Genomic DNA, 14,664 nt, shown 5'->3' with positions numbered 1-14,664 from the left:
GGCCACTGAATCGTGGGCCTGCGGGGTGTGTGACTGGGGATCTGAAGCTCCTGCCATACCCCGATTCTACCCCGAATCGAACACGAATACGAGATCTACTCAGTTTATTTAGGCCATCGAGGTTTGAGTGTCAGACTTAAATATCATTCTGAGCGCAAATTCGAGAGTCTCCTGAGCGGCCTGGAAAGTTTACTTGACGCTTCAAGTAATGCTGCTAGAGTATTGGTTGTCGGTTCAACTAAGCGGGTTGGGCATGACTTGTGAGCCCGACGCGACCGCAGGAGACGAACATGACACTGACCACTGACCTCACCGGATCCCGCGCCGCCACAGGCGACCTCCTCGCGGCGACGACAGGCATGGATGCCGTCACGCTGCGCGTCGGCGACCTCGCGTTGATGTCCTCCTACTACCGCGAGGCGTTGGCGCTCGACCCGATCAGCGCGCAGGGCACCACCGTCGTGCTCGGTCGCGGCACGACCCCGCTCGTTGTGCTCGAGCACACCCCTGGCCTGCCGGTTCCCGCCCGCAGCCAGGCCGGACTCTTCCACACCGCCATCCTGTTCGACACGAGCGCCGGCCTGGCCGCGACCGTGCTCCAGGCCGCCCGTGACCAGCGTTCGAGCTTCGTCGGCAGCGCTGACCACATCGTCAGCAATGCCTTCTACTTCACCGACCCTGAGGGTAACGGGATCGAGCTCTACGTCGACAGGGACCGGTCGGAGTGGGTCTACAAGAACGGCCAGGTCCAGATGGACACGCTTGCGCTCGACCCGAGCGCCTTCCTGCAGAAGAACCTGCCCGCGGACGGGGGAGAATTGGCCGTCGGTCCGGCCAAGGTCGGCCATGTTCACCTCCAGGTCGGTGACCTCGAGATGGCCCGGCGCTTCTACGTCGACGCCCTCGGCTTCGAAACGACCCTCGACTTCCCCGGCGCGCTGTTCGTGAGTGCCGGCGGCTACCACCACCACATGGCGATGAATGTCTGGAACAGCCGCGGCGTCGGTCCGCGTGCCGCGACCCTCGGCCTCGCCGACGTGGCGATCACCGTTCCCGGCCGCGCTGATCTCGATGCTGTGGCCGAACGACTCCGCCACCGCGCGATTCCGCTTCACGACGACGGCACCAGCATCCGCGTCGACGACCCCTGGAAGACCCGCGTCACCCTGACCGTCGGCGAGGCCTCGGCGTGAGCCCCGCCATCGAGATCACGGCCCGCCGCGACGGCGTCGACCCCGCGCTCCCGTCGACCCGCCCACTCCTGCTGCTTCTGCATGGTTACGGTTCGCACGAAGGCGACCTGCCGAGCCTCGCCGCCTACCTGCCCGACGCGTTCGACTGGGTGTCGCTGCGTGCGCCGCTCGGTCTGCCGACCGGCGGGTTCGCCTGGTTCCCGATCACTGTGCCGGGGCGCCCGGGCGCAGAGTCCGTCATCGAGGCAGCGGATGCCGTACTCGCGTGGCTGGACGCCCACGTGCACCCGGGCACGCCCGTCGTTCCCCTCGGCTTCTCGCAGGGCGGCCTCATGGTCACCCAGCTTCTCCGCCAGGCTCCCGGGCGATTCCCCGCCGGGGTCGTCCTCTCGGGATTCACCCTCGATGCCACGCTCCCAGGCGATGAGGTCCTTGCGGCTACACGCACGCCGGTGTTCTTCGGCCACGGAGATGCCGACCGGGTCATCTCCGCGGAGACGACAGCACGGGCGAGCGCCTGGCTGCCCGGCCACAGCACCCTGACCGAGAAGGTCTATGCCGGTCTGCCGCACTCGATCTCCGCAGAAGAACTCGACGACGTGTCGCGGTTCCTGACGGAGGCCCTCGTCTCAGTTGGCTGAACCACCGGCAACGGTGTATGACCACAGCTCGCTGCTCACACCGACCGGGCGCGCAGCGGGCTTCCCGTCCTGCGGGGCCTCGCTGCGGTGCCCGTGCGCGAAGGCGGGCGACGTGGACCACGCCTGGAAGGACTCCTCGTCGGCCCAGCGCGTGATGACCAGCCAGGTGGTGCGATCGTCGGTCGGCTGCAGCAGTTCGAAGCCTTCGAAGCCCGGGGCGTCGTCGACGGCCCCTGCGCGGGCGGCGAACCGGCGAGCCAGCTCATCGCCGTTGTCGGCTGGGACAGTAATCGCGTTGATCTTGATGATCGTCATCGGGCTTCCTTCTGTTGTGAATGCGGTGGTGACCGCGTCGTTCGCCCCATGCTGCCACCGCTGGCTGCATGAACCCTCGGTGGCTCGCCTGACTCCTAGATGATCGCGGCGCGCAGCTCCGCGGCCGAGGCGGCGGGGTCGGCGGCGCCGTAGATGGCGCCCCCGGCGACCGCAACGGTGGCGCCCGCGCGCTGGACTCCCCGAATCGTGGACAGGTTCACGCCACCTGCGACGGAGAAGGGAACCTTCGCGGTCTCGCCGTCGTTGAGGAGGGTCTGGAAGGTGAAGCCAGGCTCCGCCTGCTCGTCGAGACCGGCGTGCATCTCAACGAAGACCGCTCCGAGGCCGGTGACCTCACGGGCCCTGGTGACCTTGTCGGCCACACCGATCAGGTCGACGACGATGCCCTTGCCGTGAGCGGTGGCGGCCTTGACCGCACCGACGATCGTGCTGTCTCCGGCGGTGCCGAGCACGGTCACGTAGTCCGCTCCCGCGGTGAAGGCCAGGTCGGCCTCGAGCTCGCCGGCATCCATCGTCTTCAGATCGGCGAACACGAGCTTGTCGGGGTGCGCGTTCTTGATGGCGGTGACGGCGCGCAACCCTTCGCTCTTGATGAGCGGGGTGCCGAGTTCGATGATGTCGACGTGCGGCGCGACCTGGGCGGCGAGGGTGAGGGCGGCGTCGAGAGTGGTGACGTCCATGGCGACCTGCAGTTTCATTGCTGATTCCTTACTTCGGTTGTGCTGGGTTCTTCCTGGTGCACCGCGGTCGCGGCCCAGGGAGGCATCCGGTGGGTGTTATTCGAGGTTCGCGTGCCGGGGCCAGAGCTCTTCCGCCGTGGCGCCCGACATCTTCCAAAGCGCGTCGAAGAGCGCGTCTCCGACGAGGACCAGCGACTGCTCGAACAGTCCTCCGGAGTACTGGGTAGAGAGAACACCGGCGTGGTCCTGTTTCGTTGCGGCCGGGATCACGACGATCACGTCCGCGAGTTCCCCGAGAGGAGAGGTCCGGTCCGTTGTGATGGCGACGACGCCTGCTCCGACGCCTGCCGCGGTGGAAGCGGCGCGGACGATTCCGGCCGTCGTTCCCGAGCCGCTTGCGACCAGGAGCACGTCCTGGCCAGTGATCGCCGGGCTGGTCGCCTCGCCGACCACGTGCGCATCCAGGCCCAGGTGCATCAGGCGCATTGCCGTCATCTGCAGGGCCAGGCCCGAGCGCCCGGCACCGAGCACGAAGACCCGACGTGCGGTGCGGATCCGCTCCGCGGCCCGGTCGAGATCGCTCGGGGACTCCGTGACGATCCGCTCCACGATGCCGTCGACTTCGCCGGAAATCCGGCGCAATGAGTCGGTGGTACGAGCGAATGAAGTGGAAGGTGTCATCTCTCGATCGTGCGCTGCACCGTTCGCGTCTCAGGCCACCCGAACGAGCGGATGTGACTACTCCTTCGGGTAGGTTGCCGCACTTTGAGTAGGGTTGATCTATGTCAGAAGCGAGTAAGTCCCCTTCGATCGAGTTGCTCATCGAGCTCCGGCAGGTACTCGCGAACCCGCTGCTCGGCATTGCGGGGGCCTTCTCCGCCCTGCTGCAGCAGCGCATCCCGCACGGCGCCCTGGTTATCTTCACCGAGGACTGCACGGGGCGCCCACAGAAGAAAGCCGGCCAGGCGGAGGTCATCGACCACGTCACCATCGCGGAACTCGACATTCTCCGCGATACCGTTGCGGCGCGAGGCGGATCGATATGGAACGAACGGGCGCTGCTGGCCCGGTCGGAGCGAACGATGTCGGCCTGGATCGCTTTGACAGGTGCCCTTCTGGTCCTGACCGATCCCGACCTGACCGGGGCGACCCCGACCGGAGTCCGTGAAACGAAGGACCTCGTCGCCGCACTCTGGGAACTGGTCGCGTCGGGCATCCGCAACCAGGTCGTCGTGGCCGCGCCGGACTATCTGCGCGATTCGCGGATGGCGTCGCGAGACCGGGCCACGCTCATCGCCGAATTGACGGATGCCCACTCCACGACTTTGGAGCTGCTGCTCGCGGTTCTGCGTTCGCGCCAGACCGGAGACGCGGCCGCGCGGCAGACGGCGATCGACCTGGCCGTCGCCGCCATGGTGCAGCTGCGCGCGGTGAGCGACCGCGACCGCATCCTGTCCGAGGAGCCGGTCGCCCGGGCGTTCGAGCGGCTCCGAAATGACCTGAGGCCCCTGGCCCGCTTCGGGGACCTCGACGTGCAGTTCATCGAACCGCCCGTCAATGGCCGCGCGTTGCCGGGCGAGGTCGCCCACGCCGGACGTGCGATCGTGCGCGGTGCCGTCCTCGCCCTGGTCGATCAGCCCGGCGTCGCCCGAGTGCGGGTGCAGTGGGACTGCGACGGCCACAACCTGCTGATCAACATTCGCGATGACGGTCCGGGTGACTTGTCCACTGAGACGCCCAGCGTACGCCAACTCGTCGCCCGGGTGGCGGCACTCGACGGCGACTTCCACGTGGATGCCACGCCGGGGTGGGGCTCGGACATTGTCGTCTCTCTACCCCTCGACCCACCCTCGTCAGCCACTGCGCCGGCGGCCGGATGGGGCCTGACAGTACGTGAGCAGGCCGTGCTCGACCTCGTGGCAACCGGGGCGCGGAACCGTGCGATCGCGGAGGCCCTGTCGATCAGCGAGAACACGGTCAAGTTCCACGTCGCGAACGTGCTGCGCAAGATGGGGGCAGTGAACCGCGCCGAGCTGGCTTCCCTCGTCCGCCAGGCAGAGACGCCATCCGCCCTGGTCTGACCGGGTATTCACGCCCTCAGAATAAAGCGGCATTGACCGGCGATTCGTGTGATGCTTGGCGGACAGTGGTTTCGGAATCGGGGAAGGATTCTTCATGACTGCAGGTGGCTTGATGATTGTGCTGATAGCGGGTGGGGGACTGGTGCTGGCGGTCATCGTTCTTGCCGCGTTCTACCTCCTCTCTGCCCGGCCGCGTGCCAGGGCGGCGGCTCGCGAGCTTAGGGGTTCGAATCCCGAGCTGTCGCAGGCGTTCGCGCAGTTCCAGGCGGATGTCGAAAAAGGCCAGAGAGGCCTGTGAAGGGATCGAGGATGGCCCGCACCCTGACTCCCGCCCGCGGATTCTGGATCGGTCTGGTTCTGACCGTTCTCGGACTTGTCGCAGTCAGGTTGCTGTACACGTCTCTGTTCGGCGCCGTAAACCCGGACTGGCTGTCGAGTGATCTGGTGCGGCTCGTGGGAGTGCTGTTCCCCGGCGTTCTGCTGCCGTTGGGGATGGCCCTGATGGTCGCGTCGGTGGTCGTGCGCGCTTTGGCGGACAAAGCAGCGGTCACCATCAGGGATCCACTGGAAGCCGCGGAAGATGCGCCGACCTGGCCGCTGCGGCTCACGTCTCGCGCCGCACTCATTCTCGGACTCGTGCTCGCGGCGATCGGCTTTGTCGTCCAGCTGAACATCTCGACCTGGACCCAGACGATTCAGGGAGATTCGACCTTCCTGAGAGACTTCGTCGTCTACCTGGGCGGACCGCTGAGCGACCTTCTGCTTCCGCTTGGCGTACTTCTGATCGCCGGAGCCTGGATACTCCGGACGATCGAAGATCGCGAAGGCTCTGACGCGGGGACGCGCGGCGGGGACGAAAACCGCTAGGTCACCGCGCCAGAAGATCTATCCCCAGCAACGTCAGGATCGGTCAAGCGGGGCCGGCGACGCCGATGAGGTTTCCGGCGGGGTCCCGGAGGTGTCCGATGGTGATTTCAGCGCCCTCATTGCGTTGCGGCCCGAGAGCGACGGTTCCACCCAGCTGCTGGGCGGCCTCGAGCGTGTCGCTCACGCTCGCGACGCCGACGTAGAAGATCGAGTGCGGGGCGAATCCCTCGCCCCCGCCGATTCCGCCGGCTGCCGGTGCCCAGCCGGGTTCCGGGGTGATGAACGAGTATTCAGCGGATGCGGAAATCGCGGGTGCCACCGGGGCGCCCGCGGGTGCATCCCAGCCGAACAGCGCCGAATAGAATTCACGCAACCGGGCCGGGTCGGGACCGATGAGTTCGAAGTGCACGACGGGATTGCCCATGCGCTCAGCCTGCACCGGAGGCTCGCCCCGCGCTAGCCTCCGTGCATTCCGTGCATTCCGTGCATTCCGTGCATTCCGTGGCTCATCGGGCCAGCGTGTGCCGCTCGCAACGGTTCGAGGACGGTTACGGCTGCTTCACACTGACTCGAGCCAGGCGGCTACGGCGTTGCGCGCTGCTGCTGGCTGTTCATGAAAGAGCAAGTGACCGGCGCCCTCAATGATGGTGACTGTGGCTGCAGGCATTGCGGCGGCGGTCTCTTCGGCAGCGTCGCGGGCGATCAGACGATCCGCGGCTCCATGGATGATCGCTGTGGGACAGGTTATGGACGGCAGTATCGAGCGGAGGTCAGCGCGCTGAACGACGGCACGCTGCTGGCGAAGGAAAGCGGCCGGGCCGACGGGCGCCGTCATGGCTCGCCACGTCGCCAGCAGCGTTTCGTCAGACTCGTTGTCTGCTGAGACGACACCGGGGAAGGCGGCGTCGACGAGAGCGTCGAAATGTCCGTTCTCGACGAGTGTGGACTGCCGGGACCGCGCGGTGATCTGCTCCGGGGTGTCGGCTCGGGCGGTCGTGCTCACAAGGGCGAGGGCAGTGACCCGGTCGGGTGCCTGCCGGACCACTTCCAAGGCGACGTACCCTCCCATGCTTGTTCCGAGAACAGCGATTTCACCGGCGTTCTCGCGGAGGATTCGTTCCGCCATGGCAGCGATCGTATCGTCGTGACGGGTATCGGCCAGGGTGACCTGACCGCGCGACCAGACCGTATTGATCACCGGTGCGTAAGCGAGGGGAGAGCAGAGCAATGGCGGAACCATGACGATCTTCATGTGTCCAGTGTCTACCGGGCCACCGACAGTCGGGTCGGGCTCCGCGCGAGGTCGTGAATCTGACAGCAGTCTTCTCAGGTCATGTCGCCGGTCTCCGGGGTCGAACCCTTCCAGCCGTAGCGCAGGAGAATCGTGCCCTTCTCCGACGGAGTCCCGGCGCCGAGTAGTTCGAGGGACGCAGGCGGCCCGTCGGGTGGGAAGAGGCGCTTGCCCGCACCCAGCACGATCGGGTACACCCAGAGGTTCAGCTGGTCGAACAAGCCGTCCGCGACGAGAGTGCGGGCGAAGTCGATGCTGCCGATCACGTGGATCTCCTCGTGCCGCTCGCGCAGCACCGCCAGCTCAGCGGCGAGGTCGCGACCGAGCTGGTGTGAGTCGCGCCACGTGAGGTCCGGCGTGCCCCGGGACACGACGTATTTGGGGATCGCGTCGAATTTGTGTGCGATTTCGGACGCGGACCCGTCGAGCTGGTCTGGCCAATACCCGGCGAAAATGTCATACGTCCGCCGCCCCAGAAGCAGGGCGTCCATGGTCTGGATTCCTGCCATTATCTGGGCACCGTCTGCTTCGTCGATCAGGGGCGCCTGCCAGCCTCCGAACCTGAACCCGCCGTCGGTGTCTTCTTCAGGGCCCCCGGGAGCCTGGGAGACTCCGTCGAGCGTGGAGAACAGGTCGATGTGGATGCGACCGGTCACGAGAACTCCTTCCGTCGCGGCGCTGAGCCGCCTCATCGAGCACCATGCAGGCCAATCGCCACCGTGTCAAGAACCCCCAGGGGGCCGGCCGGCTTGGGGATGAGGTTACAGGTAAGCGCGAGGCGGTTCCGTAACGCCTCGTTGCGTAACTCGACGACATCAGTTACGTTACTAATAGGAACGTAAAAGGGAAGGCGGTTCTGGTGTCCGAGTCACCGATGGCGCCGCGCCGGCCCGGCGGTCGGGGCAGCGATGTGGGCCGCCCACGCGATCCGGGCACGGACAGGTCGATTCTGCGAGCCACGATCGAATTGCTCGCTGAGGTCGGCTATGCCCGCCTGACCGTGGCGGAGGTCGCCCGGCGGGCCGGCGTGAGTAAACCCGCCATCTATCGACGGTGGTCGCAGAAGTCGCAGCTCGTCGTCGAGGCGATGGTGACCCAAATGCGTCCGGCACGGAGCAGCGCGACCGGCAGCGCCGCCGGCGACCTGCTCTTCTTGACCGAACAGCTCATCGACATCCTGACCCGGACTCCGCTGGGGCGCGTTCTGCCCGGCCTGGTGGCAGAGATGGCCGCCGACCCCGTGCTCGCCACCAGTTATCGCGAGCTGATCATCGAGCCCAACCAACTCGATTGGCGCTCTGCCGTCGAGCGCGGAATCGCCTCCGGCGAGCTCGCCGCCGATACGGACACCGACTTCGTGCTCAACTCGCTTGCCGGGCCGTTGTATTTCAGCCTTTTGATCACGGGTGCGCCGATCGAACCCGGCTACGCGCGCGCGGCCGTCGATCTGGTGCTCGCCCGCTTTGGGACGGGCCCCGGCGAATGACCGGCAACTCGACCACTCGACGTCTGCGCACTCGTGTAGACCCCCTTCCCGTTTACTGAGTGCGGGCGGTGCTCCCGTGAGGACCCTCGCGCGGTGGTTCGTCGTCCTGATCCTGATCGCACACGGATCGCTCCACCTCCTCGGCGCTGCCCACGGTCTTGCCTGGGCCGAGGTGGCGACGCTGACCGAGCCGATCGCGCCGGCGCTCGGCGTGGTGTGGCTCGCCGCCGCGATCATGCTCGTCGCGACAGGAGTGCTGTTCGCGGCCCGCGCACGGATGTGGTGGGTCGCCGGAATCATCGGCCTGCTGATCTCCCAGACCGTGATACTGACTTCGTGGAGCGACGCCAAGGCGGGAACCCTCGCCAACCTCGTGCTGCTCGCGGCGCTCGGCTACGAGTTCGCGTCGAACGGACCGAGAAGCTACCGTGCCGAGTACCGGCGTCGTGTCGCAACCGCGCTGCGTGAAGCCGAACCCGACACGGGCGCGCTGGTGTCGGAATCCGACCTGGCTCATCTCCCGGCACTGGTCGCCGAGCATATTCGCCGCTCCGGCGCTGTCGGCAAGCCCCGGGTTTCGACCCTGCGTGCCACGATCCACGGCCGGATCCGCGCAAGCGCGACATCACGGTGGATGACCTACACCGGCGAGCAGGTGAACACGTACGGCCCAACGCCCAGTCGATTGTTCTGGATGGACGCCACGATGTTCGGCCTGCCGGTCGACGTACTGCACGTGTTCGTCGGCCGGTCCGCCACGATGCGCGTCAAGCTGTGCTCCCTGCTGCGGATGATGAACGCCGCTGGGCCTGAGATGGACCGGGCGGAGACCGTGACCCTGTTCAACGACCTGTGCATTCTGGCCCCGGCGGCACTCATCGACGCGCCGATTGCCTGGCAGCAGATCGACGACACTCATGCCAGGGGCGTATTCACGAACGGTGCGCAGACCGTGAGCGCCGACCTGACCTTTCGCGACGGCGATCTCGTCGACTTCCGCTCGGACGACCGGATGAGCACCTCGCACGATGGCTCGACCTTCACGCCGCAACCGTGGTCGACGCCGGTACGGGACTATCGTGCGTTCGGCTCCCGCCGACTCGCCGCCCATGGTGAAGGCCGCTGGCATCCAACCGCCCCGCCGGGCGAGTTCGTCTACCTCGAATACAACCTCGACGCCATCACCTACAACGCCGGTACTGCAGCGACGCGCGTGTGATCACTCCCGGGAACGCGACCGCCCCGGCCCTTGCCGTCCGGTCCTGCTCGGGTGTCAAATCGACTACAACGGTGCGGGAAAGTCGAGACAACGACGTCAGGAGCTGCTCATGTCCGGAAAAGGCACACACGGCACGTCCAACGGGACGACGGCACCACCGGATCGTCCGGAGAAGATCCGAAACGTTGCCCTGGTCGGCCGCTCGGGGGCTGGTAAGACGATGCTCTCCGAAGCGCTCCTTGTGGCCACCGGCACCATCAACCGGATGGGGTCGATCCTCGACGGCACGACGGTGAGCGATTCCGATCCGTCCGAGATCCACCAGCAACGTTCCGTGACGCTCTCGGTGCTTCCGCTGGTTGTCGACCAGGTGAAGGTGAATCTGCTCGATACCCCGGGCTACGCCGATTTTGTCGGCGAACTGCGAGCCGGCCTCCGGGCGGCGGATGCTGCGCTGTTCGTCGTCTCCGCCGTTGACGGTGTCGACGCGGCCACATCCGCACTCTGGGCGGAATGCGAGAGCATCGGAATGCCGCGCGGCGTCGTGATCAGCCGGATCGATCATCCGCGGGCCCGCTACGAGACGGTTCTGACCGAACTCCAGCGCGCCTTCGGCTCCTCGGTGGTGCCGGTCTACGTGCCGATCCGCACAGCCGGGGAGATCACCGGGTTGCTGGGGCTGCTCTCCGGAACGGTATCGGACTACTCGGCGGGCACCCCGCGTCCCGCCCGTCGGCAGGCGAACGACGTCGAACGCGCCGACTCCGAGTCGGCGCGAGCCGTCCTGATCGAGGGCATCATCGCCGAGAGCGAGGATGAGACGCTGATGGATCGCTATCTCGGCGGCGAAGAGATCCCCCTCGACACCCTGATCGCGGACGTGGAAATCGCCGTCGCCCGCGGGTCCTTCTTTCCCGTGCTGGCGGCATCCGCTGAAACCGGGGTAGGGGTGGCGGAGGTGCTCGACCTGTTGACCGGGGCCTTCCCGTCGCCGGTGGAACGCGGCGTGCCGGCGGTGGCGGAGCTGGACGGTCGGCCGATCGAGACTCTGGCGTGCGATCCAGCTGGGCCGCTACTCGGCGAAGTGGTGCGCACCACCATCGATTCCTTCCTTGGGCGGGTCTGCCTGGTGCGGGTCTTCTCCGGCACGATCCGGGAGGACTCGACCGTGCACATCGGTGGATCCGGGCTGGTCGATCGGGGCCGAACGGACCACGACAGTGATGAGCGAGTGACGCACCTGCAGTTCCCGATGGGGTCTTCCCTCAGCCCGGCACCGTACTGCGTTGCGGGTGACATCTGCGCGCTCACCAGGATGTCGAGCGCCGAGACCGGCGACACCGTGTCCGCTCCGGAGAGGCCGATGCTGGTCACTCCCTGGGAGATGCCGGAGCCGCTGATGCCCGTCGCCGTGCAGGCGGCGACGCACGGCGACGAAGATGCGCTTGCGAGGAGCCTGGCGAAGGTCGCCGCCGTCGACCCGACACTGCGCGTGGAACGGAACGCCGAAACCCACCAACTGATCCTGTGGTGCATGGGGGAGGCGCACGCCGAGGTCGTGCTCGACAGGCTGCGCGGCCAGGGTGTGAAGGTGCAGACCGTCGGTGTCATCACGCCGCTGCGGGAGACGTTCGCCCGGCCCATTGCCGCGCGGGGACGGTATGTCAAGCAGTCCGGTGGGCACGGGCAGTACGCCATTTGCGACATCGAGGTCGAACCGCTCGAACGCGGTGCGGGCTTCGAGTTCGTCGACAAGGTCGTCGGCGGGGTGGTCCCGAACCAGTACATCGGGTCGATCGAAAGAGGCGTCCGGGCACAAATGCAGAAGGGCGTTTCCGCCGGGTTCCCGGTCGTCGACATCCGGGTGAGATTGGTCGGCGGCAAGGCGCACAGCGTCGACTCCTCGGATGCCGCATTTCAGGCCGCCGGGGCGCTGGCGTTGCGCGAGGCCGCAGCCGCGAGCCGGATCCAGCTGCTGGAACCGGTCTCCGCGGTGACGATCAACGTGCCGGACAGCTATGTGGGCACGGTGATGACCGACCTGTCCACCCGCCGGGGTCACCTGACCGGGGTCACGTCGGTCGGAGAGGAACGGAGTGAGGTCACCGTCGAGATTCCGGATGCGGAGTTACTGCGGTACGCGATGGATCTCCGGGCCCTGACCGCGGGAAGTGGACGATTCCGTCGCGCCTACCTGCGGCACGAACCGGCGCCGTTGAATGTGGCGGCTGATTCCGTGACCCTGTGAGTCGGTCAGGTCTTCTTCAGTTCTTTTTCAGTTCCTCAGCGAGCATCACGATGATGCCGCTGGGGCCGCGGACATAGGTGAGCTTGTAGACGTCCTCATAGGTCGCGACGCCGCGAAGCGGAAAGCATCCGTGCGTCGCGGCTATCGCAAGGGCTTTGTCGAGGCTGTCGACGGAAAAGGCGATGCGATGCATGCCGATCACGTTGGGACGAGTGGGCTCCGTCTCGATCGCTTCGGGATGGATGTACTCGAAGAGCTCGAGACGCCCGTGACCGTCTGGCGTCTGCAGCATCGCGATTCTGGCGTGGTTGCCATCGAGGCCGACGGCGGTGTCGGTCCACTCGCCACTGACTTCGTCACGGCCCATGACCGTGAGACCGAGGTCGGTGAAGAAGGCGATCGTTGCTTCGAGGTCGCGAACGGCGATGCCGACATTCTCAAGCTTGATGGACATGCGTTTCATGCTACTGAACCGGATCGATCCCGGACCCTGCGGTCTCGTCGGCCACCCTGAACGCCCGTCGTATTCCGCCTCGCGCGAGCATGAGAACGATGATCAGCACAGTGACTTGAAAGAAACCGCCGAGACGGACGGCATCTCCGAATGCCAGGGCGACCAGTTCGAGCACCAGGAACTTGCTCCCCGGCAGCAGCAGCACCAGAGTGATTACGTTGACGATTCGAACCCAACGAGTTTCCGCCGAGCGGATCCGCGCGACGATATTCTTCTTGACCAAGAGCACGAGTTCAAGGACGACCTTGAGCAGGATCGCCGTCAGCAGTGCCAACAGGAAGCTTTCGGAGATGACGTCGGGAAACAGCTCGATGAACATTCCCAGCACCACGAGATAGACCAGCACGTCGACGAGGTCTATTGGGCGGATCCGCATGCCGCGAGTATAGCGACAGCGCCCGGACCGCCTTCGGACCCGACCTATTCGTTCATCATTCGCTGAGTTCGCCGATAAGGCGGAGTTCGTCTTCTCGGCTGAGTCCCGCTCGTCGCTCTCGGCCCAGGCCGCGAATTCGTTCGTCTGCGAGTACATCGTGCACGGTCTCGTGGATGCTTCGTTCCATCGCCCCGGATTCGAGGAACCGTTGGCGGCTGCGTTGGAAGAACGCATCCGCGCTGCGGGGAAGCCAAAGGGGCAGGGAGCGGGGCCCAGCCCAATAGTTGACTCCGTGTGCGACCAGCCAGTCGTCTTCCGCCGGGATGAGTTCGCCATCGTGGCCTGCGACCTGCTGTGCGGCAGCAAGAACGTCTGCGAGCTCCCGTTGGACGCCGACAGCGTTGTAGGTGCCCGTGAGACCGAGGTGACCGGCAGCGATGATCCACGCAGCGAGGTCCCTGACGTCGATGAACTGCGCGGCACGGCCATGAGCATCGGGTACGAGAACAGGCTCATGCGAGGCCAGGGCCAGGCGAGCCACCCAGTAGCTGAACCTGTCACTGGTGTCGCCCGGCCCCACGATGAGACCGGGTCTGGCGATGAGGAGACGGTCGCCGACGGCCCGGGATGTGACCCGTTCGGCGGCGACCTTGGCGTGGGCGTACTCAGCCGGGTCGGTTGGTTCGGCGAGATCGGCGTCTTCATCGGCATCCGCTTCACTGTTGCTTGCATACACGGAGACGGAAGATACCAGCGTCCAATGCGGGGTGGTGCCGGCCAGAGCCTCCAACGCCCCGGTTACGAGGCCGGCTTCGCAGCTGAGCTCGATGACGTCATCCCAGGTGCGATTCCTGACTGCATCGTAAGCGTCCGACGCTCGCCGGTCCGTGCGCACGAGGGTCGCGCCCGTGGCTACCGATCCCGACTCGCCGCGCGCCAGGCAGGTGACGTCCTCGCCCGCCTCAACCAGCTGCTGGGCGATCTCGCGGCCGAGCCAGGCCGTCCCGCCAAGGATGAGTGTGTGCGTCACGCTCAACAGCTAAGTGCATCAGACATGCGAAGACCGGGCGGTTCGCCACGAGCGCACAGCTCGGAGGAACCGAAGGCGACCGTGGTTCGGGCCTTCGATAACAACGGAGCATGGGTGGGTTTCCTCCGGGGGCACGCGGAACGCGACAACGGGGGATAGTCGTCAGGTCAGGGCGCTCACTAGAGTGGCCTCATCGTGTCGCTCGCGCAGAGTGCGAGCGCGGGGACTGTGCGATTGTACCGCGGCGGCGTCACGAAGATTTCAACTTTTCTTGGGGGACGAAGTGGCAGAACATGAACCGTGGTTTGGTCCGAAGAAACTGGGTGGCGGCTGGGGTCCGCGCACGTGGCAGGGATGGCTGATTCTTGCCGTTTTCACCGTTGCGGTGGTTGTGGTCACGATCATTGCGACGACGCACACCTAATGCGAATTCAGTTCGCGGAGCATCCGGCTAGGAAGGACAGGTCACAGACGTAACCCGTAGACGGAGCGGACGTCTATAGCTCCGCCACGGTCATCCTCTTCGAATTCAAGGCCGATCTTTTCCGCGACGCCTCTTGAGGCCCGGTTATCGGGGTGGATGATCGCGACCAGGTGAGCTGCCCCCAAGACGTTTCGGGCGAAGTGTTGACGCCGACCCAAAACAGGGCCAATAGTGCCGTTTGAAAACAGGACCACTATGTGTGTTTCTACTATGCCGTA

The 14,664-nt window shown here is 66.0% G+C and carries 18 protein-coding genes; 8 read left to right on the top strand and 10 right to left on the bottom strand.

From position 1 onward, the window contains the following. Positions 1-290: 290 nt before the first annotated feature. On the top strand, positions 291-1,193 hold the full coding sequence (locus tag QN357_RS12540; RefSeq protein WP_322140682.1) for a VOC family protein: 903 nt from the start codon (positions 291-293) through the stop codon (positions 1,191-1,193). After that, entirely contained in the window at positions 1,190-1,834 is a 645-nt protein-coding gene (locus QN357_RS12535) for a phospholipase (RefSeq protein WP_322189570.1), read from the top strand. The genes QN357_RS12540 and QN357_RS12535 overlap by 4 nt, the downstream gene beginning before the upstream one ends. On the opposite strand, the gene QN357_RS12530 is transcribed toward QN357_RS12535, so the two are convergent. From QN357_RS12530 to hxlB, 3 genes are all read right to left on the bottom strand, one after another. Further along, on the bottom strand, positions 1,823-2,149 hold the full coding sequence (locus QN357_RS12530; protein WP_134447179.1) for an antibiotic biosynthesis monooxygenase family protein: 327 nt from the start codon (positions 2,147-2,149) through the stop codon (positions 1,823-1,825). The two genes, QN357_RS12535 and QN357_RS12530, sit on opposite strands and share 12 nt — an antisense overlap. Positions 2,150-2,244: 95 nt before the next feature. Beyond that, positions 2,245-2,868, bottom strand: coding sequence for a 3-hexulose-6-phosphate synthase (gene hxlA / locus QN357_RS12525; RefSeq protein WP_134558723.1), 624 nt, complete (start codon positions 2,866-2,868; stop codon positions 2,245-2,247). A 78-nt stretch (positions 2,869-2,946) separates the two neighbouring features. Beyond that, the gene (hxlB, locus tag QN357_RS12520) at positions 2,947-3,531 is read right to left on the bottom strand and encodes a 6-phospho-3-hexuloisomerase (RefSeq protein WP_322140683.1); all 585 of its coding nucleotides are present in this window, start codon (positions 3,529-3,531) and stop codon (positions 2,947-2,949) included. Between the two features lie 101 nt (positions 3,532-3,632). Between hxlB and QN357_RS12515 the strand changes: the two genes are divergently transcribed. From QN357_RS12515 to QN357_RS12505, 3 genes are all read left to right on the top strand, one after another. Next, entirely contained in the window at positions 3,633-4,931 is a 1,299-nt protein-coding gene (locus QN357_RS12515) for a LuxR C-terminal-related transcriptional regulator (protein ID WP_322189571.1), read from the top strand. Between the two features lie 94 nt (positions 4,932-5,025). Then, positions 5,026-5,229, top strand: coding sequence for a hypothetical protein (locus tag QN357_RS12510; RefSeq protein ID WP_134561807.1), 204 nt, complete (start codon positions 5,026-5,028; stop codon positions 5,227-5,229). Between the two features lie 11 nt (positions 5,230-5,240). Then, positions 5,241-5,798: a hypothetical protein gene (locus tag QN357_RS12505; protein WP_322136308.1), complete on the top strand. Its 558-nt coding sequence runs from the start codon at positions 5,241-5,243 to the stop codon at positions 5,796-5,798. Positions 5,799-5,841: 43 nt separating this feature from the next. On the opposite strand, the gene QN357_RS12500 is transcribed toward QN357_RS12505, so the two are convergent. From QN357_RS12500 to QN357_RS12490, 3 genes are all read right to left on the bottom strand, one after another. After that, positions 5,842-6,222: a VOC family protein gene (locus QN357_RS12500; RefSeq protein WP_322136307.1), complete on the bottom strand. Its 381-nt coding sequence runs from the start codon at positions 6,220-6,222 to the stop codon at positions 5,842-5,844. Positions 6,223-6,357: 135 nt separating this feature from the next. Continuing rightward, positions 6,358-7,050, bottom strand: a complete 693-nt coding sequence (locus QN357_RS12495; RefSeq protein WP_134447165.1) for an alpha/beta fold hydrolase — start codon at positions 7,048-7,050, stop codon at positions 6,358-6,360. Positions 7,051-7,124: 74 nt separating this feature from the next. Beyond that, entirely contained in the window at positions 7,125-7,745 is a 621-nt protein-coding gene (locus QN357_RS12490; RefSeq protein ID WP_322136306.1) for a dihydrofolate reductase family protein, read from the bottom strand. 203 nt (positions 7,746-7,948) lie between these two features. On the opposite strand from QN357_RS12490, the gene QN357_RS12485 reads away from it, so the two are divergent. The 3 genes from QN357_RS12485 to QN357_RS12475 all read left to right on the top strand — a co-directional run bounded on the left by QN357_RS12485 (position 7,949) and on the right by QN357_RS12475 (position 12,042). Next, the gene (locus QN357_RS12485; RefSeq protein WP_322136305.1) at positions 7,949-8,575 is read left to right on the top strand and encodes a TetR/AcrR family transcriptional regulator; all 627 of its coding nucleotides are present in this window, start codon (positions 7,949-7,951) and stop codon (positions 8,573-8,575) included. A gap of 76 nt (positions 8,576-8,651) precedes the next feature. Next, positions 8,652-9,794 (top strand): DUF6544 family protein, encoded by a 1,143-nt coding sequence (locus tag QN357_RS12480; RefSeq protein ID WP_322136304.1) that lies wholly within the window; start codon positions 8,652-8,654, stop codon positions 9,792-9,794. A 109-nt stretch (positions 9,795-9,903) separates the two neighbouring features. Beyond that, a complete protein-coding gene (locus QN357_RS12475; RefSeq protein ID WP_322136303.1) occupies positions 9,904-12,042 on the top strand; it encodes an elongation factor G-like protein EF-G2 in 2,139 nt (712 codons plus the stop codon). A gap of 16 nt (positions 12,043-12,058) precedes the next feature. On the opposite strand, the gene QN357_RS12470 is transcribed toward QN357_RS12475, so the two are convergent. From QN357_RS12470 to QN357_RS12455, 4 genes are all read right to left on the bottom strand, one after another. After that, positions 12,059-12,496, bottom strand: a complete 438-nt coding sequence (locus QN357_RS12470; RefSeq protein WP_322136302.1) for a VOC family protein — start codon at positions 12,494-12,496, stop codon at positions 12,059-12,061. Positions 12,497-12,506: 10 nt separating this feature from the next. Then, positions 12,507-12,932 (bottom strand): hypothetical protein, encoded by a 426-nt coding sequence (locus QN357_RS12465; protein WP_134447153.1) that lies wholly within the window; start codon positions 12,930-12,932, stop codon positions 12,507-12,509. A 55-nt stretch (positions 12,933-12,987) separates the two neighbouring features. Beyond that, the gene (locus tag QN357_RS12460; protein ID WP_322136301.1) at positions 12,988-13,962 is read right to left on the bottom strand and encodes an NAD-dependent epimerase/dehydratase family protein; all 975 of its coding nucleotides are present in this window, start codon (positions 13,960-13,962) and stop codon (positions 12,988-12,990) included. A gap of 465 nt (positions 13,963-14,427) precedes the next feature. After that, a partial coding sequence (locus QN357_RS12455) for a GNAT family N-acetyltransferase (protein WP_323504952.1) occupies positions 14,428-14,664 on the bottom strand: 237 nt, incomplete at its 5' end.

Origin of the sequence: Cryobacterium sp. RTC2.1 (assembly GCF_035018685.1) — a bacterium.
GTDB lineage: Bacteria > Actinomycetota > Actinomycetes > Actinomycetales > Microbacteriaceae > Cryobacterium > Cryobacterium glucosi.
Note: the sequence above shows the minus strand (reverse complement) of the source record. Positions and strands in the feature narration are given on the sequence as shown.

Bases quoted from the DNA above. Each gene is read 5' to 3' on its own strand.
- QN357_RS12465 (WP_134447153.1), bottom strand. From the start codon at position 12,932: ATGCGGATCCGCCCAATAGACCTCGTCGACGTGCTGGTCTATCTCGTG.
- hxlB (WP_322140683.1), bottom strand. From the start codon at position 3,531: ATGACACCTTCCACTTCATTCGCTCGTACCACCGACTCATTGCGCCGG.
- QN357_RS12510 (WP_134561807.1), top strand. From the start codon at position 5,026: ATGACTGCAGGTGGCTTGATGATTGTGCTGATAGCGGGTGGGGGACTG.
- QN357_RS12530 (WP_134447179.1), bottom strand. From the start codon at position 2,149: ATGACGATCATCAAGATCAACGCGATTACTGTCCCAGCCGACAACGGC.
- QN357_RS12495 (WP_134447165.1), bottom strand. From the start codon at position 7,050: ATGAAGATCGTCATGGTTCCGCCATTGCTCTGCTCTCCCCTCGCTTAC.
- QN357_RS12500 (WP_322136307.1), bottom strand. From the start codon at position 6,222: ATGGGCAATCCCGTCGTGCACTTCGAACTCATCGGTCCCGACCCGGCC.
- QN357_RS12475 (WP_322136303.1), top strand. From the start codon at position 9,904: ATGTCCGGAAAAGGCACACACGGCACGTCCAACGGGACGACGGCACCA.
- QN357_RS12540 (WP_322140682.1), top strand. From the start codon at position 291: ATGACACTGACCACTGACCTCACCGGATCCCGCGCCGCCACAGGCGAC.
- QN357_RS12515 (WP_322189571.1), top strand. From the start codon at position 3,633: ATGTCAGAAGCGAGTAAGTCCCCTTCGATCGAGTTGCTCATCGAGCTC.
- hxlA (WP_134558723.1), bottom strand. From the start codon at position 2,868: ATGAAACTGCAGGTCGCCATGGACGTCACCACTCTCGACGCCGCCCTC.
- QN357_RS12470 (WP_322136302.1), bottom strand. From the start codon at position 12,496: ATGTCCATCAAGCTTGAGAATGTCGGCATCGCCGTTCGCGACCTCGAA.
- QN357_RS12505 (WP_322136308.1), top strand. From the start codon at position 5,241: ATGGCCCGCACCCTGACTCCCGCCCGCGGATTCTGGATCGGTCTGGTT.